Genomic DNA, 24,726 nt, shown 5'->3' with positions numbered 1-24,726 from the left:
CGCTTGGCACTCACACTTATCGGTAATCTGTTCTGTTAAAGAGCGTTGCTTTCGACTGCGTTCTACTTTAAACTGTGCGTTTGTTTCGTGTCGCGTCATCAGCGAAGAAGGCGAACTATACGCCTCCACAAATCCTCTGTCAACTCCTGCCTGCATTTATTTTTGAATTCCTCCTCATTCAACTGTTTTTACTAAGTTTATTTTTGGCTCCTTTGACTCAGTTTTGCGGTTTTATTTGACTCCGCTATCTGCTGATAGGGATGTTGACTTATTTATATCCTCTATTCCTTCTACTTGTGATTAGATGACAGTTCTATTTATCAAGGTCTTTTTTGAGTTTAGCATTTTCATAATATTCTTTTTTAAATCTCAACAATGCTATTTGCTTTTTTAATGTTTCCATGGTGTCGAGCAGCTTTTGTTCTTGCTGGCTAATTATATTCAGCCGCTGATCCAGTGTTTTGTCTCCTTGCAAACAGAGCTCTACATAGTGTTGAACATCTTTTATGGACATATTGGCATTGCGTAAACACTCGATTAATTTTGCCCATTGTAAATCTGCATCTGAAAAAAATCTTTTGTCATGCTGATCTCTCTGTAAGAATGGAAATAGATTAAGGGAATCGTAATAGCGCAGAGTATGTGCTGATAATCCAAGAATTTGGGCCGCTTCGGTTACGGAATATTTAGGTTTGAGGCTTAACTGCCCATTATTGGCTATTGATAAAATACAATCCTGTAAATCCACCATTTTTTACCTCTTTAGTTTTATAAATCAACAAAATATCACAATTAGTAAAGACGGGATATTAAGCTTGACTTCGAGTTACTCTAATTATTACATTTAATGCCTATTAAATGAATAAAATCTGAAAGAATGGGAATATGAACCTAAATAATATTAGAAATTTTTGTATTATTGCTCATATTGATCATGGTAAATCTACGCTGGCTGACAGGTTAATTGAAATGACAAAAACGGTCAGCGAAAGAGAAATGAAAGAGCAATTATTAGATAATATGGAGCTTGAAAGAGAGCGCGGTATTACTATTAAGCTCCAGACTGTGCGCATGTATTATCAGGCCGAAGATCAGGCTGAGTATGAACTTAATTTGATTGATACACCCGGTCATACTGACTTTGCCTATGAAGTTTCCCGCAGTTTAGCCGCTTGTGAAGGGGCATTATTGGTGATTGATGCCACACAGGGAGTGCAGGCTCAGACTATTGCTAATTTAAAATTAGCGCAGGAACAGAATTTAACGATTATTCCGGTTATCAATAAGATTGATATGCCAAATGCGGATGTAGAACGTGTCACCAAAGAGCTCGAAGAGCTGGATGGGATTAATCTGGATAATATTATATTGGCTTCGGCCAGAACAGGGGCCGGAGTCGATAATATTCTGAATGCTATTGTTAAAGAAATACCGGCGCCTAGTGGTGAACAGAATCGTCCTCTTCAGGCTTTAATTTTCGATTCGCATTACGATATGTATCGTGGTGTGGTTCTGCATGTCCGTATCTTCAATGGTTCGGTGACTACTGGTCAGAAAATTAAAATGATCAAAAGTGAACTGGAGTTTGAAGCATTACAGATTGGTGTATTTTTGCCTGAAATGAGGTCTGTTGAAACGCTTGTTGCTGGCGAGGTAGGCTATATTTCTACTAATATAAAGGTGGTGTCCAATGTGAAAGTTGGTGATACATTAATTGATATTAATGCACCAGACACTCCGCCCGTACCCGGATATAAAGATGTTAAACCCATGGTATATGCAGGCTTGTTTCCTATTAAAAATGAGGAACAGGAAAAGCTGCGCGATGCGATAGAAAAACTGGCTCTGAATGATTCGGCCTTTATTTATCAACAGGAAAATTCTCTGGCACTTGGCAGTGGCTTTCGTTGTGGCTTTTTAGGCATTTTGCACATGGAAATTATTCAGGAAAGACTAGAACGGGAGCATGGTATTGAAATTATTTCTACGTTTCCTAGTGTTGAGTACCGGGTAACGCTTACGAATGGCCAGGTAATAACGGTAAATAATCCGACATTGTTACCGAGTTTTGAAAAAATAGCTTCCATTGAAGAACCTTTTATTGAATCAGCCATTATTATTCCTGTGGAAAATATTGGCGAAATTATGAATCTGTGCCAAGAAAAGCGAGGCATATTCGTTGATATGACCTACCTCAATAATAAAATGGCGGAACTATTTTTTAAGCTGCCGATTTCTGAAATTGCCTATACTTTTTTCAATTCACTAAAATCCATCACGCATGGTTATGCTTCAGTTGATTACCGGGACAGATGTTATATTGCGTCAGATCTTGTGAAAATGGATATCTGGCTGAATGATGAAATAGTAGATGCATTTTCATTTATTTTACCGCGCAGCAGTAGTTATGAACGCGGTAAGCAAATAGCTCTGAAAATGAAGCATGTGATTCCGCGCAAGTTATATCCCATGCCAGTTCAGTCTGTGGTTGAAAACAGAGTTATTGCTCGTGAGGATATTCCGCCCTTACGCAAAAGCGTAACCGGAAAAGGATATTCCGGCTCTCTATCCAAAAAGAGAAAAATTGCTAAAAATATAAAAGATAATAAAGTCAGACAACGTAAGTTTGGCGGTGTAGATATTCCTCAAGCTGCATTCCATGCGGTGCTGGATATTAGCTGATAAATGTTTATCTCTGTCAATTTAAAGCTAAGAGGGTATGCTTTTTCTATATCCTCTTAGTTTTTCTACAGCTATTAAAATAATACTTTGAGTATTAACTGTTTTAGCTTACATTTTTTGTACCTGAATTTCATTCAGATAGATATCCTTTTCAGGTAAAGGTTATATACGACAAAATTATCAATGGTTATATACCAGATAGATATAGCTTATAAAATAAGAACATCACTGGCAATCTGTTATCTTTATTAGGAATTATTGACAACTAAAAACAAAATAAATTGTCATGAATTAATCAAATAGAGTTCATTGAATATCGTAGTACAACTTTTAATATATCCTCTCGTTCCAGTTAGAAATCTATTTTCTAACGAGATCAAAATAAATTCTCATAATGCAATAAAAAACTCTGCTCGATAATTTAACTGAGTTAATTATTTAATCAGCTGTTCGTCATTAAGATAGTTTTAAGAAGTCGAGCAATCTTTTCCATTGTGGTCACGCATCAGCTCAAAATCATGGCCCAGTGCAAAATTTGTTGCACTAAAGGCCTGCAATTTTATTAACACACTCCATGATATTGTTTGTTTTATAAAAAGAATTGTTATTTTATACATAATAAATGATAATGATTATTATTACTTTAATAAGGTACTCATTTAATGAAACCGTGTAATTACAGTCCTGCTTCTCGACTTTGGCAACTCACCTTTAAAAATAAAATTTTAATTATTTTATCTTGTTTATTTTCAGTTTTAAGTGTTGCTACTGCTTTTATCCCTTTTATTTCGGTTTATTATATTGTTTACGAAATAATAATGAGTTTAGTCAATAAGGACGTATTAAATAACGGGCTTATTATTCATTATGGTTGGCTGGCTTTTATTGCGGCTGCATTGTCGCTATTTTTTAATTTCCTTGCACTCTGCTTCTCGCATATTGCTGCGTTTAAAACGCTCTACTATTTGAAATATAATTTCGTTCGGTATTTATCATATTTACCATTAGGATTTTATACTGAACATTCGAGTGGAGAGTTACGAAAAATCGTTGATGATGATATTGAAAAGATAGAAATTTTTATTGCTCATCAACTCCCTGATATGGTTGGTTCGTTTGCGACTCCGATTATCATTTTAATTATTTTAGCTGTTTTTGACTGGCGTTTAGGGTTGGCAACGCTGGTACCCATTATTTTGGCTTATATTGTTTTGATAAGCGGCTACCGTCGTAAAGATATTAAAAACCATATGCAGGAGTTTCAAAATCGACTTATTGATATGAGTAATGCTTCAGTTGAATATATTCGTGGTATTGCTGTTGTAAAAGCTTTTAATCAAACCTTTTTCTCATTTAAACGCTTTTATGAGTCAATTAAAGCGTATCAAGTATTTTGCCTTAAGTTTACTGATTGTTTTAAATATCATATGGCATTTTTTCTGCTGATATTAAATAACATCTATCTTTTTATTCTCCCGGTAATAATTTTCTTACTCGGTTCTGTAGATAATTATGCAAATTTTATCTTAGCTTCTATTTTTTATTTAATTTTCTCACTGGCATTACCAGCGCCTTTTTTAAAACTGATGTATGTTTCTCAAGGCCTTCAAAAAGCAGTTAAAAGCGTTGAAAATATGGATAGTGTTTTAAACGTAAAACCTTTAGCTGAACCCGAATCTGGTTTAGAAGTAAATCGTTATGATATTGGTTTTAATGATGTTACCTTTGCCTACAATAAGATTCAGGGTAGTGAGGCTTCAGAGAATAATGCGCTAAGTCACATTTCGTTTACGGCAAAACAAGGAACAACTACTGCTCTGGTTGGGCTTTCCGGCAGTGGTAAAAGTACAGTCTCACTGCTTATTCCCCGCTTCTTTGATCCTGATGAAGGTTCGATAACGATTGGTGGTGTAGATATTAAGCAAATGAAAAGTGAGTATTTATTGTCGTTAGTGAGTTTTGTGTTTCAGGATGTTTTTCTCTTTAAACAAACTATTTTAGATAATATTAAAATCGGCAAACCCGATGCCCGGTTAGATGAAGTTATTGCCGCCTCTAAAGCTGCACAATGTCACGAATTTATTGAAAAGCTGCCAGACGGCTATCAGTCGGTAATAGGTACTAAAGGACTGCATCTTTCAGGCGGTGAAATGCAACGTTTAGCAATCGCCCGCGCATTACTAAAAAACTCACCTATTTTAATTCTTGATGAAGCCACTTCTTTTGCTGATCCTGAAAATGAATACAAAATTCAGCTTGCCTTGAAAGTTTTGATGCAGGGTAAAACCGTTATTATGATTGCTCATCGTTTATCAACAATAAAAGATGCAAATCAAATTGTGGTATTAGATAAAGGTCGAATTGTTGAAAAAGGAACGCATGAGCAGCTAATTGATAAGCATCATACCTATTACAAAATGTGGCAATACTATAAGCAAACATTAAATTGGCAAATGCATCAGTCTGGTCAAGATGATGAGGTGGCATATGTTTAAAAAATTATTGATGTTGTCTGATGCAGAGAATAAAAATCTTAATCAAGCTATTATCGCCTGTATCATCTCTAATTTGACATTAATGTTACCGTTTGTCATTTTATTGCAGATAATTATCCTGCTAATTAAGCCATTAACTGACCAAATTCCTGTAAATATAAATTACTTATGGATTATGGCGGGAGCCGGCGTAGTTTCAGCCTTATTATTCTTATTTTGTTATAAAAGAGAATATGAAAAAACTTATGCTAATGCTGTTAGTCAGGCTGCCAATACCCGAATTGAAGTTGCTGAAAAAATCCGCAAATTACCGCTTAGTTTTTTCAACCGAAAAGATCTTTCTGAACTTACGGCTAATATTATGGGTGATTGTGCCGTTATTGAGAACATGCTTAGCCATGTGATACCTCAATTAATCGGCTATTCAATCAGCAGCCTGATAACTTGTTGTTTATTGGCATTTTATGATTGGCGTATGGCTGGTGCTATTTTTTGTACTCTGCCGATTTCTATTATTATTGTTGTTATTGGTAAAAGACTTGAACAAAAATTTGGTGAAAAACATGTTCAGGCTAAATTAATTGTTTCCGACGAAGTTCAGGAATATCTGGATGGTATTAAAATTATCAAAGGTTACGGAATAAGTGGTAAAAAATTCCAACGCCTGGATAAAGCCCTTAAAAAAATGATGTGGGCATCAATTAAGTTTGAAGGAATAGGAGGAATTATTGTCACTTTGTCTACTATGACACTACAAGTCGGTTTAGGCATAGTGGTTTTACTCGGTGTTTCGCTGATGGTTTCTGGCAGCTTAAATCCAATTACTTTTATTGCCTTTGTTATTATCAGTTCACGAATTTATAGCCCTCTGATTTCTATTTTGACATTATTACCCGAGCTGTTTTATATGCTTGTTTCCATCGATAGAATGAGAAGTTTACAATCTGAGTCTGTTATGGAAGGAAAAGAAGATGTGACTTTTGCTAATCATACTATCAATATTGATCATGTTAATTTTTCCTACAATCAAATAAACGTTATTAATAATTTAAGCTGCACTATTCCGGAAGGAAAAATGACAGCATTAGTTGGACCATCAGGTAGTGGTAAAAGTACTTTATTACAATTGATTGCGCGCTTTTGGGATGTAAATTCGGGGAGGATTACCATTGGTAATCTTGATATTAAGCAAATTGACCCTGAAACCTTGATGCATTCAATGGCTTTTGTTTTCCAACAGGTGGTATTGTTTGATGATACGATTATGAACAATATTCGCATCGGAAGGCATAATGCATCTGATGAAGAAGTCAAACTTGCCGCTAAAATAGCCAGATGTGATGAACTAATTGCCCGATTACCTGATGGCTGGAATACCTTAATAGGTGAAAACGGCAGTAAATTATCGGGCGGTGAAAGGCAACGAATCTCAATTGCCAGAGCATTATTAAAAAATGCTCCTATTATTTTGCTTGATGAGGCTACCGCCTCATTGGATCCTGAAAATGAGATTTATATTCAGGAAGCAATCGCCAGTCTGGTCAAAGACAGGACTGTAATCGTTATTGCTCATCGTTTAAAAACGATTATCGGTGCAGATAATATTATTGTTCTGGATAAAGGTTCAATTGCAGAACAAGGTAATTATCAAGACTTGATGGACAATAATGGTTTATTTACTAAGCTTTATAGTTTTCAAAAACAAGCATTATCTGTTAATTACTGATTAATTATTTTTCTCATAATTATCGGTATATGCTATAGCGACATAACTGATAAGAAACAGGCGCAGGTTGCAGTCATTCATTTAACGGGGAAATACCATGTTTTATTTATCTGATGCTGAACTAGATAAATTATTGCTCGATGATATCGCTTATGGTGATTTAACCACCCGTGCTTTAGGTTTTGGCCGGCAGGCTGGAAAAATGACATTCTGTCGCCAGAAAGCTGGCAGGGTTAGTGGTGTGACCATTGCAGCCAGGCTGTTACAGAAGCTTGGGCTGGAAGTAGTGATACAAGAACAAGACGGTACTGATGTTAATGCTGAAACCGTGCTGTTAAACGCTTTTGGTCAAGCTGAAAATCTGCATCAGGGCTGGAAGGTGGCACAGAATGTACTGGAATGGTGCAGTGGTGTAGCACAATATATGGCGCAAATGCTGGCTAGCGCACATGAGATTAATCCGCTGGTACAAATTGCCTGCACGCGTAAGAGTATTCCCGGTACGAAATCTCTGGCTATTGCGGCTGTAATAGATGGCGGAGGAATATTACATCGTGCCGGCACAGCTGAGTCTGTTTTGCTGTTTGCCAATCACCGCCATTTTTATGCGCAGCCGGATGATTGGGCTGCTATGGTAACGCGTTTAAAGTATGCTGCGCCGGAAAAGAAAATTATTGTCGAAGCAGATAATATCGAAGAGGCTTTTGCAGCACTGGCAGCACAGGCAGATATTGTACAGCTGGATAAATTTACGCCGGAAGAATTTGCGATGGTGTTGGCAAAACAGCAAATATTAGCGCCAATGAGTTTATTGTCTGCTGCCGGTGGCGTTACTTTATTAAATATAGCGGAATATGTTCGTGCGGGGGCGCAATTACTGGTTACCTCTGCGCCCTATTATGCCCCGCCGGCAGATATTAAAGTGAAATTGAAACCTGTTTAATGCTGATTTGTGTTTTAAATGATTAGCTGAAGGTTTACTGCATAGTATTGGCGATGATATTTAACTATGGTTGATAGAATAGTTATAAATAATAGTGCATCAACCATAGTTAATTCTAAGTAACTAATTATCTGCTTTACTTATCCAGACCCTGCTGCACCATATGCGCCGCTCTGATTACTGCTCTGGCTTTATTTTGAGTTTCCTGCCATTCCAGCTCTTCATCTGAATCAAAGACGATACCGCCACCACTTTGTACATATAGTGTATTGTTTCTGACAACACCAGTACGAATAGCGATACATAAATCCATATCTCCGGAAAAACTCAAATAACCGGCTGCTCCGCCATAAACACCGCGTTTGTTTGGCTCCAGTTCTTCGATGATTTCCAGAGCACGCACTTTTGGTGCGCCTGAAAGCGTACCAGCCGGAAAGGTGGCAGCCAGTACATCCAGATTCGATGTTCCATCCTGTAATTCACCTTCAACATTGGATACCAGATGCATTACATGAGAATAGCGTTCGATAATCATTTTATCGGTAACTTTTACCTGACCGATTTTACTAATGCGTCCGACATCATTGCGTCCAAGATCAATTAACATGACATGCTCGGCCACTTCTTTGGGATCATTTATCAGATCCTGTGCCAGTGCCTGATCTTCGTCTGGTGTTCTGCCCCGAGGACGCGTTCCGGCAATAGGACGTACTGTAACGCTGCTTTGTTCACGTCTTACCAGAATTTCCGGAGAAGACCCCACCACATAGAAGTCGTCAAAATGATAATAAAATAAATAAGGGGAAGGATTTAAAGTACGCAGAGCACGGTACAGACTCAATGGATTATCGTAAAAAGGCATGCTCAGACGCTGACTGGGGACAACCTGCATACAATCGCCATTGAGAATGTACTCTTTCACCCGTTTAACATAATTTTTATATTGCTCTTCGCCAGTTTCTTCCACTGGCTCAGTTAATTCACTGCCAAGTGACAATGGCAACTGCACACTCTGACGCAGCGCGGTGCGTAACTCTTCTAAACGTGCTCTGGCCTGCTGATAACCATCTTTTTTACTGGTATCGGCATAAACAATCAGATAAATTTTGCCTGATAAATTATCCACAACCGCCAGCTCTAAGGAAAGCAGCAGAAAAATATCGGGCACGCCAATCGGATTAGGTTTGTCTGCCTGCTTCAGCCGGTGGGCTATCTGTTCAAAGTGATAAATGGTTTCATATCCGAAATAACCTACCAATCCGCCTGTAAATCTTGGCAGGTTAGGAATATCAGGAGTTTTATATCTGTTCTGAAATGTTTTAATGAATTCCAGCGGATTACCCTGATGCGTTTCTATTAGCTGATTTTTCTGGTATACCCTTGTGTTTTGTCCGGATATTTTAATATAGGTATCACAGGGCAAACCGATAAAAGAATATCGACCAAAACGCTCACCATTTACTACCGACTCCAGCAAATAGCTGAATGGTTTATTTGCCAGTTTCAGATAAAGTGACAATGGTGTATCCATATCTGCCAGCACTTCCTGTACTAATGGAATATGAGTATAGCCGGCAGTCATTTGTTGCTGATATTCAGCTAAAGTGATCATGATTTATGCTTGGTGTTGTTTAAAAGGTGTGGTTTCTGATTGGAAATTTTTACAAATAGTACTATTTTCCTTTTCAATATCATAACTTAAATCCGCTTTAAAAGCATTTATCAGATGTATACCTAAAGTAATGGAATGGTCTCTGACTCTGCAACTCATTTCCGTATTATCAATAGTATTGCTTATTCCATACGCAATTACCTTTCTTTGAACTATATACTATCCAGAATTTTCCAGTCGATTTTTAACTCATATAAGCTAATAAAAAAGCTGCTTAGTGTAGCTAAGCAGCTTTTTAAAATAGACCCGTTTAGTCTTCGGCAGGCATTTCACCATCAGTATCATCCAACTGCCCTTCGGTATTCTGAGCAGTGATGCCTACTTTATTGCGAATTTTAAGATTAATTTCGTCGGCTATTTCCTGATTATCTTTTAACCATTGACGTACATTGTCTTTACCCTGACCTATTTTGCTGCCATTGTAGCTGTACCATGCACCTGATTTTTCAACAATGCCTAGCTTAACGCCGATATCAATCAACTCACCTTCCCAGCTGATACCTTCGCCATACAAAATATCGAACTCAGCCTGTTTAAATGGCGGAGCTACTTTGTTTTTGATTACTTTAACGCGTGTTTCATTACCAATAACATCATCACCTTTTTTAATCTGGCCGGTTTTACGGATATCCAGACGTACAGATGAGTAGAATTTCAGTGCATTACCACCAGTAGTGGTTTCAGGATTACCAAACATGACACCGATTTTCATACGAATCTGATTAATGAAAATAACCAGAGTATTGGTTTTTTTGATGTTACCAGTTAGTTTACGCAAAGCCTGACTCATCAGACGGGCCTGCAAGCCGACATGACTGTCACCCATTTCGCCCTCAATTTCAGCCTTGGGTACCAGAGCTGCAACCGAGTCAACAACAACCATGTCCACCCCGCCACTGCGAACCAGCATGTCACAAATTTCCAAAGCCTGTTCGCCGGTGTCAGGTTGTGATACCAGTAATTCTTCAACTTTTACCCCAAGTTTACGGGCGTAAATCGGATCAAAGGCATTCTCGGCATCGATAAATGCACATACACCACCATCTTTCTGACACTGTGCTATAGCTTCCAAACACAGTGTGGTTTTACCGGAAGATTCCGGTCCGTAGATTTCTACGATACGACCACGTGGTAAACCACCCACACCCAGAGCCAGATCCAGTCCGAGTGAACCGGTAGAGATTACTTCGAGATTTTCATCGGTATGGCTGCCATCCATTTTCATGATGGAACCTTTACCAAAATTCTTTTCTATCTGCGCCAGTGCCGCAGCCAAAGCCTTGCTTTTTTCATCTGACATATTGATATGCTCGCTTGTACTGTATGATTAACTTAATAAAGTTAATTATCTCATAAGCCTATGATTAGATGTTTAGCAAAAGCTTATTTATGCTATCTATTTGAATTATACGATTTTGTTATCTGTTACTTAATAGCTGAATGCCCGTCTGCAAAAGGTTATACCAAGCTGTAATGACTTCATTCAAATACTAATTTACGAATTTTTATTTAATTTTAGCCAGATAGCAGTCAGGTTTATAACGGGTTGATAAAGATGATACACTATTGGTTTACATTAGTGACTATTTTGTCACAATAACCATAACATCAATGATTGCCATCTACCGTTATGGTGCTTTTCTAAAAATAATGATATTTGAACAGTCATCTATTCTATCCAATTCGTAACAGTTGTATGTATTTGCAGACAACAACTGGAGGTTGTCAAAATGAATGCTTTTGCCAGCCTGGGTTTATCTCAGGAAATTGTTTCTGCGCTAACAGAACAAGGTTATCACGAACCTACACCTATACAGTATGCGGCTATTCCGAAAGCGCTGGCAGGTATGGACTTACTTGCTGCCGCACAAACAGGCACAGGAAAAACTGCAGCCTTTATGCTGCCAAGTCTGGAAAGACTGAAACGCTATGCTAATACCAGTACATCTCCGGCAATGCATCCTGTGCGTATGCTGGTACTGACACCAACCCGTGAGTTAGCTGACCAGATTGATCAGAATGTACAGAGTTATCTGAAAAATCTTTCTTTACGCCAGACCGTGCTGTTTGGCGGGATGAATATGGAGATTCAGAAACAGGATTTACGTCAAGGCTGCGAGATTGTTATTGCCACAGTAGGACGTTTGCTTGACCACGTACAACAAAAAAATATCCAGCTAAACAAAGTAGAAATTGTAGTTCTGGATGAAGCAGACCGAATGCTCGATATGGGCTTTATTGACGATATCCGCAAAATCATGCAAATGCTGCCATCACAGCGTCAGACTTTACTGTTTTCAGCAACTTTTGCACCGGCCATTCAGCGGCTCGCTCAGGATTTTATGCATAATCCGGAAAAAATTCAGGTAGCAGCACAAAATACCACTTCTGCCAATGTGGAACAGCATATTATTGCACTGGATAACGGACGCAAGCGTTCACTTCTGCAGCGGCTGATCTGTGATCTGAACATGAATCAGGTAATTGTATTCTGTAATACTAAGCAAAGTGTTGATCAGGTTAATCGCGAATTAAACCGCCGCGGGATAAGTGCACAAGCTATTCATGGCGATAAGTCCCAGCAAACACGTCTGGAAACACTGGCACAATTCAAGGAAGGCAGTTTGCGTGTTCTGGTGGCCACGGATGTAGCGGCACGCGGTCTGGATATTGCTGAACTTCCGTTTGTAATCAATTATGAGCTACCTTTGAATGCCGAAGATTATGTACATCGTATCGGGCGTACCGGCCGTGCCGGCGCTGAAGGGGTAGCTATTTCCCTGATGGATGAGCAGGAACAAAAGGTATTTAATGCAATAAAAGAATTAACTCAGAATAACCTGCAAATTGAACGCATTGAAGGCTTTGAACCGCGCTGGTGGGAACAGGCACCCGCTGAAAATAAAGCGTCACAGACTTCTTCGGTTAAAGTTGAGAGTGATAAACCGCGTCAACGCGAACGAGCAGCTAAAGCCAATCAGGCTAATGTAAATAATCAGACAGGCAGAACTCAGGATAGTAATGACGTAAGTGTCAGTTGTCAGCAAATTCCGGGACGTGCGCGCCGTTTCAGCCGTCATAATCATCCGCAATGCGCTCTGCTTCAGCCGGATTATGGTGTACGTAAAACCAAAATCAGCCTTTAATTTTTGCGATTAATTATTTGAAATAGCTATTGTTTTAACAATAGCTATTTTTGTTTGTATTAAAATTAAGAAAATAGTTGGGAATTAGTCCAACTACCGGTATAATACCGCGCTGTGGCGGGTCTCCCCGCATGGTTATTTAGGACAACGGGTCAGGTGCGGAAGCAAGCAGCCCATCTTAAAGCGACCAGTGCCGGGGGTTTGGCTCGCCACCTTCATTTCTAAATTTTCTGTATATTCCTCATTTTTTCCCATTATTATCAAATAATTATTGTATTTAATCTGTCACCTTGCTAATCTGCTTTAATTATATTGTGACAAAGGTTTGTACAATGAACCGCCGCTTTATTTCATATATCTTCATAGTATTACTATCTGTATATTCAACAAGTAGCAGTTTGGCAGAAGAAATAAAATTAAATTATGGTGTAGTAGAGCTGAGTGCACAGGCGTCGCAAACCGTTACCCGGGATGAAATGGTGCTGGTATTGAAGATTCAGCAACAGGGAGCGGACAGACAACAGATCAGCAATAAAATTACCAGTCAACTGAATCAGATTCTGGCTAATGCACACCGGCATGCTGATTTTAATACCACACAATTAACGCGTGCGGTTGAGCCAAGATTTGATTATCAAAAAGATAAACGCATCGATAATGGCTGGCAGGACAGTGCTCTGATACAGATTAAAAGTACAAATTTAGCGGCTTTAAATCAGTTCGCTGCTACAGTACAGCGTCTGGCAACCATTGAAGCTATAAATTATCAGGTTGCGGATACAACACTGAAAAACTATGAAACAAAATTAACCCGACAGGCCATTGCCCGTTTTCAGGAGCGTGCAACACAAATTACTCATGAACTAGGCAGTCATGGATACAAAATAGTGAATATAAATTTAGGCAATAGCCAAGCTACCCAGAATTATGCAGCCTATGTTCAACCTATGATGCTAAGCCGTACAGCCGGCTCTGCTCCGGTTCAGGATATTGCAGCCGGTGAAACTCGCCTCACATTAAACATTAATGGAAAAATTCAGATAACCGGACTACCTGAATAAAAAACCAGTCACTCTTACTTAAATTAGTTTAATAAATTTATGAATTCTGAACAGAAATCTGGATAAAAGAAAAGCCAGCTTAAAAAGCTGGCTTTTCTTATTAACTGGCACGCCCACGGGGAATCGAACCCCGGTTACCGCCGTGAAAGGGCGATGTCCTAACCGCTAGACGATGGGCGCGGAAACTTGGTGCACCCGGAGCGATTCGAACGCCCGACCCTCTGGTTCGTAGCCAGATACTCTATCCAACTGAGCTACGGGTGCGAGAAAGATGTGCAGTATAGGTAACATCGGCATTACTGTCAAGACCAGTCATAATTAAAAAATAGCAATATTAAGCAATATACTGTTTTATCGACAGATAAATTCATATTTAAATTCTGGAGGCCTGCATAGATAGTGTTTATATAAATTCATTAAACTTCTTAGTATAAAGGCATTATTTCATAACCTGCATTTTAGTATAAAATGACTATTTTTTAAGCGTTAGTTATTTGCGTCATGAGTATTATTACCAACGATGACGCCGCTGCATTTGCCGAGCTGGCAGCGGTTTTTTATACGCTGCCTCTGCCTGTTGCCATAGTCGATCTTGAAACCACCGGTGGCCATTTCGCTCAGGACCGGATTACTGAAATTGCTATTTTACGTTTTCATCAGGGTTGTATCAGCCAACATCAATGGCTGGTTAATCCGCAGCAGCCAATCAGCGATTTTATTACTAAATTAACAGGTATCAGCAATGAAATGGTGCAGGATGCACCGAGCTTCACCGACATTGCTGGCGAGCTTCTACCTTTACTGCGCGGACACCTTTTGGTCGCACATAATAGTCGCTTTGATTACACTTTTTTGCGTCATGCTTTTGCACGCAATAATATTAATTTTGCAGCACCAACACTTGATACAGTCCCCTTTTCACGCAAATTATACCCGCAGCATTTCAAACATAATCTGGATGCCATTATTGCACGTTTCGAAATTGATCTGAACGCAGCCGACCGCCATCGTGCTATGGGTGACGTTCTTGCTTTAACTGAGTTTTTACAGCGCAGCTTGCGTGAGCATGATAATGCCCTTTGGCAGTCTCAGTGGCGGGCAATGATTAAACCGGGTTATTTCCCTGCATGGCTTAAACCTGAATTACGTCAGCAATTATATGCACTGCCAGACAGCTCCGGGCTTCTGTTACAACATACTCCGAATCAGCCTGAATCTTTAATGATAGTGGAACGGGCTTTTACCGATATATGTCTACAGTTTCAGCGCCAAAATACACAAAGCTACTGGAAAAATACTACAGAAATTAATTTTATTCCCGCAGTCAGCTCTTTGCATGCATTATGGCTATATGGTTACTATCAGTTACACCCACAAACACAGACACATTTATCTAAATCTTCCTCACCTGCTAACTGGTATACGGTTTCTTTTGTAGCCAATCAGCGCGGACAATTACAGGCAAGAATTATTCGGCTACAGGAAGGAATATTGCGATATCCGCCTTACGGATTATTTGCTCATCCGCGTGCAGCAAAACGTGCATTATCTGACTGGGCACGCCGCTATGATCTGTGCCCAGCGGTACTGGATATTCTGCCGCAAAGCATCAGCACTCATGAGCCTTGTCCGAAACAGGCTGCTCATTTATGTGATGGTCACTGCCGTAAAGAAACAGCTATGGCAGACCAAAATGACAAAGTTATCCAATATGCGCCATTGCTACCGGTTTGCGACTGGGGCAAATGGCATCAGATACGTGTTACTGAAACAGATGCCGTAACTGATACGAATGTGACGATTGAGGCTCAGGCAGGCTGTATCCGGCTGGATGATCAGCACTGGTATTTTCATCCTCTTTTACCTAAACTACTTAAACAGCGATTGAAAAAACCGGAAAATATCGAATTTATATGCTAATTAAAATAAAAATCAGGCTGTAGCAAAAATTTTGCTACAGCCTGATTTTTTAATGCATTAAATCCTAATCAGGATTTACTCTGTTGTAAATCAACTGATTTTTCTGTTGGCCCACTGTCACGTGTAACATTTTTGCTTTTAGGGTGTGTCAGCTGCTCATGGCTATGTATCACGTTAGGACCTATACGATCAGGTACCTGATCCGGCATGCCGTTAATTGGTATGACGGCCGCTTGCATCACATCAGTATAAGGCAAGGTCGAATCCGCATCTGTTTGCGGATTTTTATTTTCTGAACTGGTCATAAATGCCAAAGTGACACTTTTATCAGCACGTTTCTGTAGCAGTTCCTGCAAAGTATTTTTTTCCATCAATTGCTTTGCATCAATATTGAGTTGTTGCAATACTTTTTCATAGCAGCGGTTTAACTCATCTACAGCACTGGCCGTATGAATAAAATGCTGGTCTACCTGCTGACGATAACTGTCAAAGCTGGCTTTAACTGACTGATATTGCTGATTCTGATTACTGCGCCGCAATAACAGCCACATCAGTCCCATACCAAGCACCAAACCGATTATTGCAGCAATTAATACATACAACCAAACCTGACCACTCATGCTGTTTTCCTTTTCCTGTTGAATATCATATCTGACATCAGCCCCATGCAGATTACTTTATCATTATGGTTAGCATAGCATAACGCATTCCGGATTATTATTGATTAAAGATTTAACTGTTTTATGCAATTTTATCTGAATATATTCAAGTTTGAATCATAAGATGATATACAGTATCCCGCCAGTAATAACACCAGTAAACTAAAAATTGCCGCAATCAAATCATCCAGCATAATACCGAAACCGCCGTGTACCCGGGCGTCAAACCAGCGAATAGGCCATGGTTTTACAGCATCGAAAAAACGGAAAATAACAAAAGCAGCCAGCCACCATATCCAGCCTGCCGGGATACAAAATAAAATCAGCATCATAGCAGCAATTTCATCCCAGACGATGCCTCCATAATCCTGCCGGCGCAATGCTTGTTCAGTATAATCACAAATAAATATACCAACCAGAAACAGCAACAAAGCAAAAATGATATTCAGCCACAGGGGTAATCCCAGCATAAGCCATAATGCGGCCAATGGAATGGCTGGTAGCGTCCCGAATGTTCCGGGTGCTTTCGGCGCTAATCCCGTACCAAAACCAAAACCCAGCCAGCATACCGGATGCCGGCACAACCAGCGCCAGGTAGGTGTTACCGGTGCAGTAGTCAAATCTTGTTCAGCCAAAATGGTCAAATCCTTGTTTAGATAAGCTGATAATATTGCCCGCATTATCTTTTAACTGCAATAGTCCTGATGCAGTAATAGCACCAATTCGTGTTACCGGTGTAACAGTAGTCTGAGCTGCGGTTAAAATTGCTTCACGTTGTACAGGAGGTGCAGTAAATACCAGTTCATAATCATCACCTCCGGCCAGCATCCATTGCCTTAATTGCTGCTCATCATCAGATATCTGCCGTAAAGTCTGTAAGCCGGGAATAGCATCGACATTCAACTGTGCACCCACCTTACTCGCAGCCAGAATATGTCCGAGATCCTGAGCCAGACCATCAGAAATATCCTGCGCAGCATGCGCAAGGGAGAGCAGCTGTCTTCCTAGTGCAACCCGTGGTTCCGGACGCAGACGTTTCTGTTCACACGTCTTATATACATCTGCGGGTAATTTTACTTTTCCCCAGTGCATATCCAATGCAGCGGCAGCCAGCCCCAACTGACCGGATACCCAGATATCATCACCGATTTTTGCGGCATCACGTCGCAAAGCCTGTCCTCTAGGTGCTTCACCAATAATATTAACATTAAATATCCAGTTACCTTTAGTGGTATCACCACCAATCAGTGTTACCCCAAAACGCGCAGCAAGAGCAAACAAAGCATCACAAAACGCTGTTAACCATTCTTTATTTAGCTCAGGCAGCGCCACACTAAGCAATGCCCAGCGTGGACTGGCTCCCATAGCGGCCATATCCGACAAATTAACAGCCAGTATTTTATGCGCCAGATCCCCCGGGGCAACATCCGGAAAAAAATGTGTTCCGCCTATCAGCATATCAGTACTGAAATGCAGATCATAGCTATTACGAGGTCTTATAATAGCGGCATCATCCCCAATACCCAGAATAAGTTGCTCATCCTGCTGCTGACGATATAAATATTGACGAATAAAATCAAATTCATTCACGATAGACAGACTTTAGAATACAAATCAGATTCAGATTTTAAGATGTCTGCCTGAATCTTTCCAGAAAAGTCTATTACCATAACCAGGCAGAGTTTATTGCCTTATCTAAAGATATCATTGCTTAGATTTAAAATAAATTTCTCCAATAATTAAAAAGTTATACAATCAATTCAAGATAAATCCATACAATAAATATATATGAATAAAATATTAAACAACAATTTAACTGCCATCCATAAACTATTAGAAAATACTTTTCATCAATCTATCGACTTTCTAAACAACCTCGACAGTATGCCAACATGTTGCCAATTAACTTAGCAACAGCAAAATAGTTTGCCGCAACTGAATCTACCAGAGCAAGGTTATGGCGGATTAGCGGCCTTAAATTAATTTAATACTCAGTTTAAAGAGTTTATTGTTGCTTCAGGCGGTCCCAGATATTGGGGGTATGTAACCGGAGGCAGTACACCGGCTGCAATAATAGGCGATATTCTGGCCACTATTTACGATCAGAATACTCAGGCTATCAGCGGCGAGGGAGATGTATCTGCACGTATCAAAATTCAGACAACTGATTTATTACTGGATTTATTCAATCTGCCAAGGGAATTTACCGGCGGATTTGTCACCGGCAAGACCATGGCAAATTTTTCTGCGCTGGCTGTGGCCAGACAATTGTTTGGTACTCAGTTTAAGCAGGATATTGCGGCTGATGGTTTAATAATTCTGTCACTGCCGGTTATATCGGCTACCCCTCATTCATCAGTATTAAAATCATTGGCTATGCTTGGTTTAGGCAGAAATAACTTAATTAATATTCCTACTCTTTCAAATCAGCGTGAAGCCATTAACGTAGCCAAATTAAAACTGTTTATTGAATATAATTTCCAGCACCAACCATTTATTCTGGTTTTAAATGCGGGCACAGCCAATACAGCTGATTTTGATGCTATTGCGGAAATTATGGAGTTGAAGCATAGCCATAACTGTTGGATACATATTGATGCCGCCTTTGGAGCATTTGCCGCCTGCTCTTCACACTATCCGCATTTACTCAATGGTTGGGAAATGGCTGACAGCATTGCCATAGATTGCCATAAATGGTTAAACGTACCTTATGAAAATGCCTGCTTTTTTATACGAAAAAAGCATTTCAGTTTACAGTTTAACCAGTTTAAAAACAGCAGTGCTCCTTATCTGGAAAATCAACTGGAAAATTTTAACTTTATGAATATGTTGCCGGAAAATTCCATAAGACTAAAAGCATTACCAGTATTGTTCAGTCTGTTAGCCTATGGCAGAGAAGGGTATCGGTATATTGTGGATAATTCTATTAAGCTGGCTCAAGAATTTGGTAACTATATACGTAAAAGCAGCTATTTTGAATTATTGGCTGAAGTACATTTAAATATTGTCTGCTTTAAAGTTACTGCTGCATGCGATACCGCTGAATTTCTGCAAAAATTAAATAAAACCGGTCTTGTATTTATGACACCAACCACTTTTAATCATGAAAAAGGTATACGTGCAGTATTTGTAAACTGGCGAACTACTATTGAAGATATTAAATTAGTATGTTCATTAATTGAAAACATTATCAATAGTAAATAAAATCTATAAAGAGATAAATATTTTTTCCTAGGATAAAAACCATACATAATTCGTTTTTAATCCCATTTAACCTATAAAAATGTTTATCTTTTTTAGAAGTTATACATATTATTGGTTTAGCGTTTATCAGTCTTCTATTTTTGTTTAAATACTTACTTTAAATAAAAATTTACTTATTATTTATTGATTTGTAATTTTTTCGGCTAGCTATCTAATTTAAAGGGATACTTCGTTCTTAACTGCTTTAAGGCAACAGACCGCTTAACTCTCCCAGAAACCAGTTTACCCGTGGATCAGGCGTAGGACGGGTAACAGCAAAATGATTTACTATATTAGTCGCCTGCTGTGCCAGTAATGGCACCAGTTCACCTGTACGAACGTAAGGCTCAGCCATATCTTGTGATAAAAAACCAAGATGGCTGCCTGCGAGAATAAACAATAATGTTGCCCGCTCTTTATCTGCAGTAGCCGTAGTTACTCCGGCAGAAAAGCCGGCATTAGCCGGAAAATCAGCATAGGTACGTTTTACCCAGTGATATTCTTCAGCAAGCTGATTTAACGTTAAATCCTTAACTTTTGCAGCCGGATGTTCTGCATGACAATAAACATGCTCACGCTGCTCGAAAACTATCTGATATTGCAAATTTTTCAGCAGGCTATAGTAATAGCCGATACCAAAATCCATCTGATTATTAGCAATAGCGGTTTCGATATCATGTGGCGCACAAATATCAATAGTCAGACGCAGCTCCGGATAATGCTGATAGGCACTGGCAATGACCTGATTAAAAATACGCTGAAAATCAGGTGGTAAATACTCAACTAAGCCAATTCGCAACTTACCGGAAAGCACAGAACGATGCCATTTAATATTCTGTACTTCCCGATGAAACTCAGAGGTTGCCTGTAAAAGTAATGTGCAGGCTTCATATAATTGATGCCCGGCTTTAGTCAGCCCGAAACCGGAACGACCGCGCCGGCATAATATCACGCCCAGACTTTCTTCCAGATGCGCCAAATGCATACTGATTGCCGATTGTGACATATTCAGCCGTTTCTGTGCAGCAGTCACACCCTGACATTCAACAATGGCCACAAATGCCTGTAAAGCCTTCAAATCATGTTTAATCAAGGTATGCAACATCACTATTTCCCCATATCAGAAATCAGCTCAGAACAGGAATTGATACGTCATCATCACAGGCGGCAGACAGCACCTGATTTAAAACCGCAAAAAATTCACTGCCATCCCGTGCTGAAAGCCATTGACCGTTCTTGCAGGCAAAATGATAACCGCCACTTTTTGCCGCTATCCATAATTCCTGAGTGGCAGCATGCCGGTTTACAATAATCTGCTCACCGCTTTCTGCTTCAATTGTGAGTACATTTCCGCCAGCTTCACAATCGAGATCCCAACCGCCCTCATCTATTTTTTCCTCAATATAGCCAAACAAATCATCACTATATTGCAAAAATTCACTTTCGGTCATCTTACTTACCATACCCCTGCATTTTATTACATTCACACTGTTATCTTGCCATATAATATGTTTAAATCCTAGTTTTATCCGTTCTGGCAGTACAGCTGTTCACTGCCAGCTTAACTACAATAGGTCAGATTAATGTTTCGTTTCTTCTTTTTAACTGTAATTGCAACCAGTTGTTTAGCGGCCTGTGGTTATAAGGGTGATCTTTATTTGCCAAAAGAGGGAGATAAAGCTAAATACGGACCTGTACAAACCGGACTGACTATTGATCCGATTGATCAGAAAAATTTACCTAAACATGACTAATTCCCTGAAATGTGAACAAGTACCCTACTCTGTACTGGCTGCACAGTATGGTACACCATTATATGTTTATAGCCAGAAAGCAATGACAGATGCTTTTAATCTTTATCAGCAGGCTTTTGCCGATTTAAAACCTTTAATATGTTACGCAGTCAAAGCCAATGGAAATTTATCTATTCTGCGCTATTTTGCCAGTCTGGGCTGCGGTTTTGATATCGTTTCAGGCGGAGAATTAGAACGGGTATTACTGGCTGGCGGAGCTGCCGACAAGATCATCTTTTCCGGTGTGGGCAAAAGCAGTGCTGAAATTGAATTTGCCCTGAAAAACAATATTCGCTGTTTTAATGTTGAATCACTGGCTGAGCTGGAACGTATTAATAGTATTGCCCAGCGTCTGAATAAAATTGCCCCGGTATCATTGCGTATTAATCCTGATGTTGATGCTCATACCCATCCGTATATTTCTACTGGGTTAAAAGCCAATAAATTCGGAATTGCCAGTCAGGATGCATTAGCAGCATATCAGCTTGCTGCTACGTTACCGCACTTAAAAATCACAGGAATTGACTGTCACATTGGCTCACAACTAACTGATTTATCACCTTTAATCGAAGCATTACAACGATTATTAGTACTAGTAGACAAACTAGACGAACTGGGAATCCAGATAGAGCATATTGATTTGGGTGGTGGCATAGGTATTGTTTATCAAAACGAAAATGTGCCTGATCTAAATGCTTATGCAGCAGCAGTCAGCAAATTGTTATCCGGGCGTAACCTGCCATTAATACTGGAACCCGGGCGCAGTCTGATTGGTAATACCGGCTGTTTGCTCACTACAGTTGAATACATTAAACAAGGTGAAGAAAAGAACTTTGTGATTGTAGATGCGGCCATGAATGATCTGATGCGGCCTTCACTATATCAGGCCTATCACAATATTATTAACGCCAGTCCGACAACAGCAGATAAATTTGTTGCTGATATCGTCGGACCAATTTGCGAAACTGGAGATTTTCTGGCTAAAGACCGAACCATTGCAGCTAAAGCAGGTGATTTACTGTTAATACAAAGTGCCGGGGCATATGCTTCCAGTATGGCAAGTAACTATAACACTCGCTGTCGTGCCGCTGAGGTATTGGTTAATGGTACAGAACATCATCTGATTCGAGAGCGAGAAACAATTGACAGTCTGTTGGCTACCGAAACAGCATGCTTATGAATAATCCATACTTATTGTAATAATAAAGCACAAGTATAGCGTCATCTGCCAGTATTTTTGCACAAACGCTATACTAATTTTATGTTACTCATCGAAAAGCTTTTCAGATATTGAATATTCTCCGGCTGATATTACGCTTTATAAGTACGATATAAAATTCGTTGCATTATCCAAACCACAATTAAAAAATAATTTTAAAATCAAATAAGATAAATATATTTTAACAATTAAGCAAATATCATCTAAAAAGGTCAGATTTATGCCTTGGAAATTTTCCCGACGTGCACAAAATTTAAAAAGCTCAACCATCAGAGAAATCCTTAAAGTCACCGAACAGGCAGATGTTATTTCATTTGCTGGCGGCTTACCGGCACCAGATACATTTCCATTATCAGAAATCAAAGATGCAGCTAATGCCTTACTGGAAAACCAGGATATTTATGGTGCACTACAATATGGACCAAGTGAAGGCTATACACCTTTACGGCAATGGATAGCTAATTATTTATCTGAACGTGATCATGTATCTGTCAGTAGTGATGAAGTTCTGATAGTAACTGGTTCGCAGCAGGCATTGGATTTAATCGGGAAAGCACTAATTGATACTAACGATAAAGTACTGGTAGAAACTCCGACTTATCTTGGGGCATTACAATCCTTTAATCAATACAATCCCGAATATATAGCTATTGCCAGTGATAATGAAGGCTTAATTCCTGAAACTATTGATAATGAACTGGCAAGCTCTGCAAAATTTCTATATAGCATTCCAAACTTTCAAAACCCTACCGGACGTCGGTTACCATTACACCGACGACAAGCTTTAGCCGCAAAAGCAAAACAGAATAATTTATTGCTGATTGAAGATGATCCTTATGGCGATTTGGATTATCAGGGTCAGCGTTTGCCTGCTTTATATACGCTGGCACCAGAAAACACTGTTTATTTAGGTTCTTTTTCCAAAATTTTAGCGCCGGGGCTCCGCTTAGGATATCTGGTTGCGAATAAGCAATTCATCAGTAAACTGCTTCCGCTAAAACAAGCTTCTGATTTACATACCCCTAGCCTGACCCAGTACATTGCTTATCAGGTTCTTAGTAAAAATAATTTTCTCAATCATCATATTCCGAAAATCCGCCAGCTCTATAATGCCCGCTGCCAGTATATGTTGCAATCATTAGCACAGTATATGCCTAAAGAAGTTAGCTGGAATCAACCTGAAGGAGGTATGTTTATCTGGGTTGAATTACCTGAATATATTAATGCTACTGAATTACTCCAAGAAGCCATTGCTCAGAAAATAGTTTTTGCTCCCGGTGAAACTTTCTATGTACACGGTGAAAAAAATAATTGTTTAAGGCTGGCTTTTGTAACTGTTTCAGAAGAAAAAATTGATATAGGAATAAAAAAAATGGCAGATATAATTAAACATCACATTCAACAACAATTGCTGTGAAATATTAGCAAACTGCATCAATCTGTTTTTTCCACCACAGCCAATACCCAGTATGGTATTGGTTTTTTTATGGCTTAAACTATTAACTAAATACTCTGCACACTAATTCAAGCTGGCTAATAAATTCCGCATTAATGGAAAAATCATTAATCGTAAAATATCCACCTTACCTATCACAGAACAGATTTTGCCTAAAATTCTGGATTGGTTATTCTAGCCTACTCAATTAGCCGAATTAAGAATAAATAAAAAACGGACTGGAAAATATCCAGTCCGTTTTAGTAATTCAATTAATTATTGAACTTTAATTTCAACATCAACACCAGCTGGCAAGTCCAGTTTCATCAATGCATCAGTGGTTTTATCAGTCCAATCGATAATATCCATTAGACGCAAATGAGTACGAATTTCCAACTGTTCACGTGAAGTTTTATTCACGTGAGGAGAACGCAGCAGATTAAAACGTTCGATTTTGGTTGGCAGAGGAATCGGACCTTTTACCACAGCGCCAGTACGTTTGGCAGTGTCTACGATTTCCTGTGCAGAACGATCAATTAGAGCGTAGTCATAAGCTTTCAGACGAATACGGATTTTCTGGTTTTTCATATCTATATTCTTCCTGATTAAGCGATAACTTTAGCAACCACACCGGCACCAACTGTTCGGCCACCTTCACGAATCGCAAAGCGTAAGCCTTCTTCCATCGCAATCGGATGAATCAGTTCTACGTCTATCGTTACATTCTCTCCC

19 protein-coding genes, 2 tRNA genes, 1 other RNA gene and 2 pseudogenes are annotated in these 24,726 nt (G+C 39.3%); 12 read left to right on the top strand and 12 right to left on the bottom strand.

What is annotated here, in order from left to right:
* Positions 1–313 precede the first annotated feature (313 nt).
* Complete coding sequence (locus GYX91_RS01270; protein WP_084547988.1) at positions 314–751, bottom strand: MerR family transcriptional regulator; 438 nt, start codon at positions 749–751, stop codon at positions 314–316.
* 134 nt (positions 752–885) lie between these two features.
* On the opposite strand from GYX91_RS01270, the gene lepA reads away from it, so the two are divergent.
* The 4 genes from lepA to modD all read left to right on the top strand — a co-directional run bounded on the left by lepA (position 886) and on the right by modD (position 7,846).
* Positions 886–2,682, top strand: a complete 1,797-nt coding sequence (gene lepA, locus GYX91_RS01265; RefSeq protein WP_084547987.1) for a translation elongation factor 4 — start codon at positions 886–888, stop codon at positions 2,680–2,682.
* 662 nt (positions 2,683–3,344) lie between these two features.
* On the top strand, positions 3,345–5,177 hold the full coding sequence (locus tag GYX91_RS01260; RefSeq protein WP_174829738.1) for an ABC transporter ATP-binding protein: 1,833 nt from the start codon (positions 3,345–3,347) through the stop codon (positions 5,175–5,177).
* Complete coding sequence (locus tag GYX91_RS01255) at positions 5,170–6,903, top strand: ABC transporter ATP-binding protein (RefSeq protein WP_078474536.1); 1,734 nt, start codon at positions 5,170–5,172, stop codon at positions 6,901–6,903. The genes GYX91_RS01260 and GYX91_RS01255 overlap by 8 nt, the downstream gene beginning before the upstream one ends.
* A gap of 97 nt (positions 6,904–7,000) precedes the next feature.
* Entirely contained in the window at positions 7,001–7,846 is an 846-nt protein-coding gene (gene modD, locus GYX91_RS01250) for a ModD protein (RefSeq protein ID WP_174829737.1), read from the top strand.
* A gap of 136 nt (positions 7,847–7,982) precedes the next feature.
* Here the strand turns inward: modD and trpE are convergent, their stop codons facing one another.
* Together trpE and recA are read right to left on the bottom strand one after the other, a co-directional pair.
* The gene (gene trpE, locus GYX91_RS01245; protein WP_174829736.1) at positions 7,983–9,458 is read right to left on the bottom strand and encodes an anthranilate synthase component I; all 1,476 of its coding nucleotides are present in this window, start codon (positions 9,456–9,458) and stop codon (positions 7,983–7,985) included.
* Positions 9,459–9,768: 310 nt separating this feature from the next.
* Positions 9,769–10,818, bottom strand: coding sequence for a recombinase RecA (recA, locus tag GYX91_RS01240; protein ID WP_037392494.1), 1,050 nt, complete (start codon positions 10,816–10,818; stop codon positions 9,769–9,771).
* Positions 10,819–11,248: 430 nt separating this feature from the next.
* Between recA and GYX91_RS01235 the strand changes: the two are divergent.
* The 3 genes and pseudogenes from GYX91_RS01235 to GYX91_RS01225 form a co-directional block, all read left to right on the top strand.
* Positions 11,249–12,485, top strand: a pseudogene (locus GYX91_RS01235) (DEAD/DEAH box helicase); the annotation flags it as partial.
* Between the two features lie 295 nt (positions 12,486–12,780).
* Positions 12,781–12,878, top strand: an RNA gene (ffs, locus tag GYX91_RS01230) — signal recognition particle sRNA small type.
* Positions 12,879–13,062: 184 nt separating this feature from the next.
* The gene (locus GYX91_RS01225) at positions 13,063–13,725 is read left to right on the top strand and encodes an SIMPL domain-containing protein (protein ID WP_174829734.1); all 663 of its coding nucleotides are present in this window, start codon (positions 13,063–13,065) and stop codon (positions 13,723–13,725) included.
* Between the two features lie 105 nt (positions 13,726–13,830).
* Here GYX91_RS01225 and GYX91_RS01220 read toward each other — a convergent pair.
* Together GYX91_RS01220 and GYX91_RS01215 are read right to left on the bottom strand one after the other, a co-directional pair.
* A tRNA-Glu gene (locus GYX91_RS01220) sits at positions 13,831–13,905 on the bottom strand.
* 7 nt (positions 13,906–13,912) lie between these two features.
* A tRNA-Arg gene (locus GYX91_RS01215) sits at positions 13,913–13,989 on the bottom strand.
* 237 nt (positions 13,990–14,226) lie between these two features.
* Here GYX91_RS01215 and GYX91_RS01210 point away from each other — a divergent pair.
* The gene (locus GYX91_RS01210; protein ID WP_174829733.1) at positions 14,227–15,645 is read left to right on the top strand and encodes a PolC-type DNA polymerase III; all 1,419 of its coding nucleotides are present in this window, start codon (positions 14,227–14,229) and stop codon (positions 15,643–15,645) included.
* A gap of 68 nt (positions 15,646–15,713) precedes the next feature.
* Here the strand turns inward: GYX91_RS01210 and GYX91_RS01205 are convergent, their stop codons facing one another.
* The 3 genes from GYX91_RS01205 to thiL all read right to left on the bottom strand — a co-directional run bounded on the left by GYX91_RS01205 (position 15,714) and on the right by thiL (position 17,894).
* Positions 15,714–16,265 (bottom strand): ZapG family protein, encoded by a 552-nt coding sequence (locus GYX91_RS01205; protein ID WP_100125042.1) that lies wholly within the window; start codon positions 16,263–16,265, stop codon positions 15,714–15,716.
* 131 nt (positions 16,266–16,396) lie between these two features.
* Positions 16,397–16,948: a phosphatidylglycerophosphatase A gene (locus GYX91_RS01200; RefSeq protein WP_370520359.1), complete on the bottom strand. Its 552-nt coding sequence runs from the start codon at positions 16,946–16,948 to the stop codon at positions 16,397–16,399.
* Positions 16,932–17,894 carry a thiamine-phosphate kinase gene (gene thiL, locus GYX91_RS01195; RefSeq protein WP_174829731.1) on the bottom strand — a complete coding sequence of 321 codons (963 nt, stop codon included), beginning with the start codon at positions 17,892–17,894 and terminating at the stop codon, positions 16,932–16,934. Before thiL ends, GYX91_RS01200 begins: the two co-directional genes overlap by 17 nt.
* A gap of 417 nt (positions 17,895–18,311) precedes the next feature.
* Here thiL and GYX91_RS01190 point away from each other — a divergent pair, with 417 nt between their 5' ends.
* Complete coding sequence (locus GYX91_RS01190; protein WP_370520360.1) at positions 18,312–19,508, top strand: aspartate aminotransferase family protein; 1,197 nt, start codon at positions 18,312–18,314, stop codon at positions 19,506–19,508.
* A gap of 244 nt (positions 19,509–19,752) precedes the next feature.
* Here GYX91_RS01190 and GYX91_RS01185 read toward each other — a convergent pair whose 3' ends face one another.
* Entirely contained in the window at positions 19,753–20,652 is a 900-nt protein-coding gene (locus tag GYX91_RS01185) for a LysR family transcriptional regulator (RefSeq protein ID WP_078474528.1), read from the bottom strand.
* Positions 20,653–20,674: 22 nt separating this feature from the next.
* Positions 20,675–20,998, bottom strand: a complete 324-nt coding sequence (cyaY, locus tag GYX91_RS01180; RefSeq protein WP_078474527.1) for an iron donor protein CyaY — start codon at positions 20,996–20,998, stop codon at positions 20,675–20,677.
* 132 nt (positions 20,999–21,130) lie between these two features.
* Between cyaY and GYX91_RS01175 the strand changes: the two genes are divergently transcribed.
* The 3 genes from GYX91_RS01175 to GYX91_RS01165 all read left to right on the top strand — a co-directional run bounded on the left by GYX91_RS01175 (position 21,131) and on the right by GYX91_RS01165 (position 23,976).
* Entirely contained in the window at positions 21,131–21,301 is a 171-nt protein-coding gene (locus tag GYX91_RS01175; protein ID WP_078474526.1) for a lipoprotein, read from the top strand.
* Positions 21,294–22,520 carry a diaminopimelate decarboxylase gene (lysA, locus tag GYX91_RS01170; RefSeq protein ID WP_174829730.1) on the top strand — a complete coding sequence of 409 codons (1,227 nt, stop codon included), beginning with the start codon at positions 21,294–21,296 and terminating at the stop codon, positions 22,518–22,520. Before GYX91_RS01175 ends, lysA begins: the two co-directional genes overlap by 8 nt.
* 259 nt (positions 22,521–22,779) lie before the next feature.
* Positions 22,780–23,976: a PLP-dependent aminotransferase family protein gene (locus tag GYX91_RS01165; protein ID WP_174829729.1), complete on the top strand. Its 1,197-nt coding sequence runs from the start codon at positions 22,780–22,782 to the stop codon at positions 23,974–23,976.
* Between the two features lie 294 nt (positions 23,977–24,270).
* On the opposite strand, the gene rpsJ is transcribed toward GYX91_RS01165, so the two are convergent.
* Both rpsJ and tuf read right to left on the bottom strand, forming a co-directional pair.
* Complete coding sequence (gene rpsJ, locus GYX91_RS01160; RefSeq protein WP_025329903.1) at positions 24,271–24,582, bottom strand: 30S ribosomal protein S10; 312 nt, start codon at positions 24,580–24,582, stop codon at positions 24,271–24,273.
* Positions 24,583–24,599: 17 nt separating this feature from the next.
* Positions 24,600–24,726, bottom strand: a pseudogene (tuf, locus tag GYX91_RS01155) (elongation factor Tu); the annotation flags it as partial.

The organism is Snodgrassella sp. ESL0304, assembly GCF_013344995.1.
Taxonomy (GTDB): Bacteria; Pseudomonadota; Gammaproteobacteria; order Burkholderiales; family Neisseriaceae; genus Snodgrassella; species Snodgrassella alvi.
The sequence above is the reverse complement of the archived record's forward strand: the minus strand, read 5'-3'. Positions and strand labels throughout refer to the sequence as shown.

What these genes read in the sequence shown, in the direction of transcription:
- GYX91_RS01270 (WP_084547988.1), bottom strand. Translation starts at nt 751, where the DNA reads ATGGTGGATTTACAGGATTGTATTTTATCAATAGCCAATAATGGGCAG.
- lepA (WP_084547987.1), top strand. Translation starts at nt 886, where the DNA reads ATGAACCTAAATAATATTAGAAATTTTTGTATTATTGCTCATATTGAT.
- GYX91_RS01260 (WP_174829738.1), top strand. Translation starts at nt 3,345, where the DNA reads ATGAAACCGTGTAATTACAGTCCTGCTTCTCGACTTTGGCAACTCACC.
- GYX91_RS01255 (WP_078474536.1), top strand. Translation starts at nt 5,170, where the DNA reads ATGTTTAAAAAATTATTGATGTTGTCTGATGCAGAGAATAAAAATCTT.
- modD (WP_174829737.1), top strand. Translation starts at nt 7,001, where the DNA reads ATGTTTTATTTATCTGATGCTGAACTAGATAAATTATTGCTCGATGAT.
- trpE (WP_174829736.1), bottom strand. Translation starts at nt 9,458, where the DNA reads ATGATCACTTTAGCTGAATATCAGCAACAAATGACTGCCGGCTATACT.
- recA (WP_037392494.1), bottom strand. Translation starts at nt 10,818, where the DNA reads ATGTCAGATGAAAAAAGCAAGGCTTTGGCTGCGGCACTGGCGCAGATA.
- GYX91_RS01210 (WP_174829733.1), top strand. Translation starts at nt 14,227, where the DNA reads ATGAGTATTATTACCAACGATGACGCCGCTGCATTTGCCGAGCTGGCA.
- GYX91_RS01205 (WP_100125042.1), bottom strand. Translation starts at nt 16,265, where the DNA reads ATGAGTGGTCAGGTTTGGTTGTATGTATTAATTGCTGCAATAATCGGT.
- GYX91_RS01185 (WP_078474528.1), bottom strand. Translation starts at nt 20,652, where the DNA reads ATGTTGCATACCTTGATTAAACATGATTTGAAGGCTTTACAGGCATTT.
- cyaY (WP_078474527.1), bottom strand. Translation starts at nt 20,998, where the DNA reads ATGACCGAAAGTGAATTTTTGCAATATAGTGATGATTTGTTTGGCTAT.
- GYX91_RS01175 (WP_078474526.1), top strand. Translation starts at nt 21,131, where the DNA reads ATGTTTCGTTTCTTCTTTTTAACTGTAATTGCAACCAGTTGTTTAGCG.
- lysA (WP_174829730.1), top strand. Translation starts at nt 21,294, where the DNA reads ATGACTAATTCCCTGAAATGTGAACAAGTACCCTACTCTGTACTGGCT.
- GYX91_RS01165 (WP_174829729.1), top strand. Translation starts at nt 22,780, where the DNA reads ATGCCTTGGAAATTTTCCCGACGTGCACAAAATTTAAAAAGCTCAACC.
- rpsJ (WP_025329903.1), bottom strand. Translation starts at nt 24,582, where the DNA reads ATGAAAAACCAGAAAATCCGTATTCGTCTGAAAGCTTATGACTACGCT.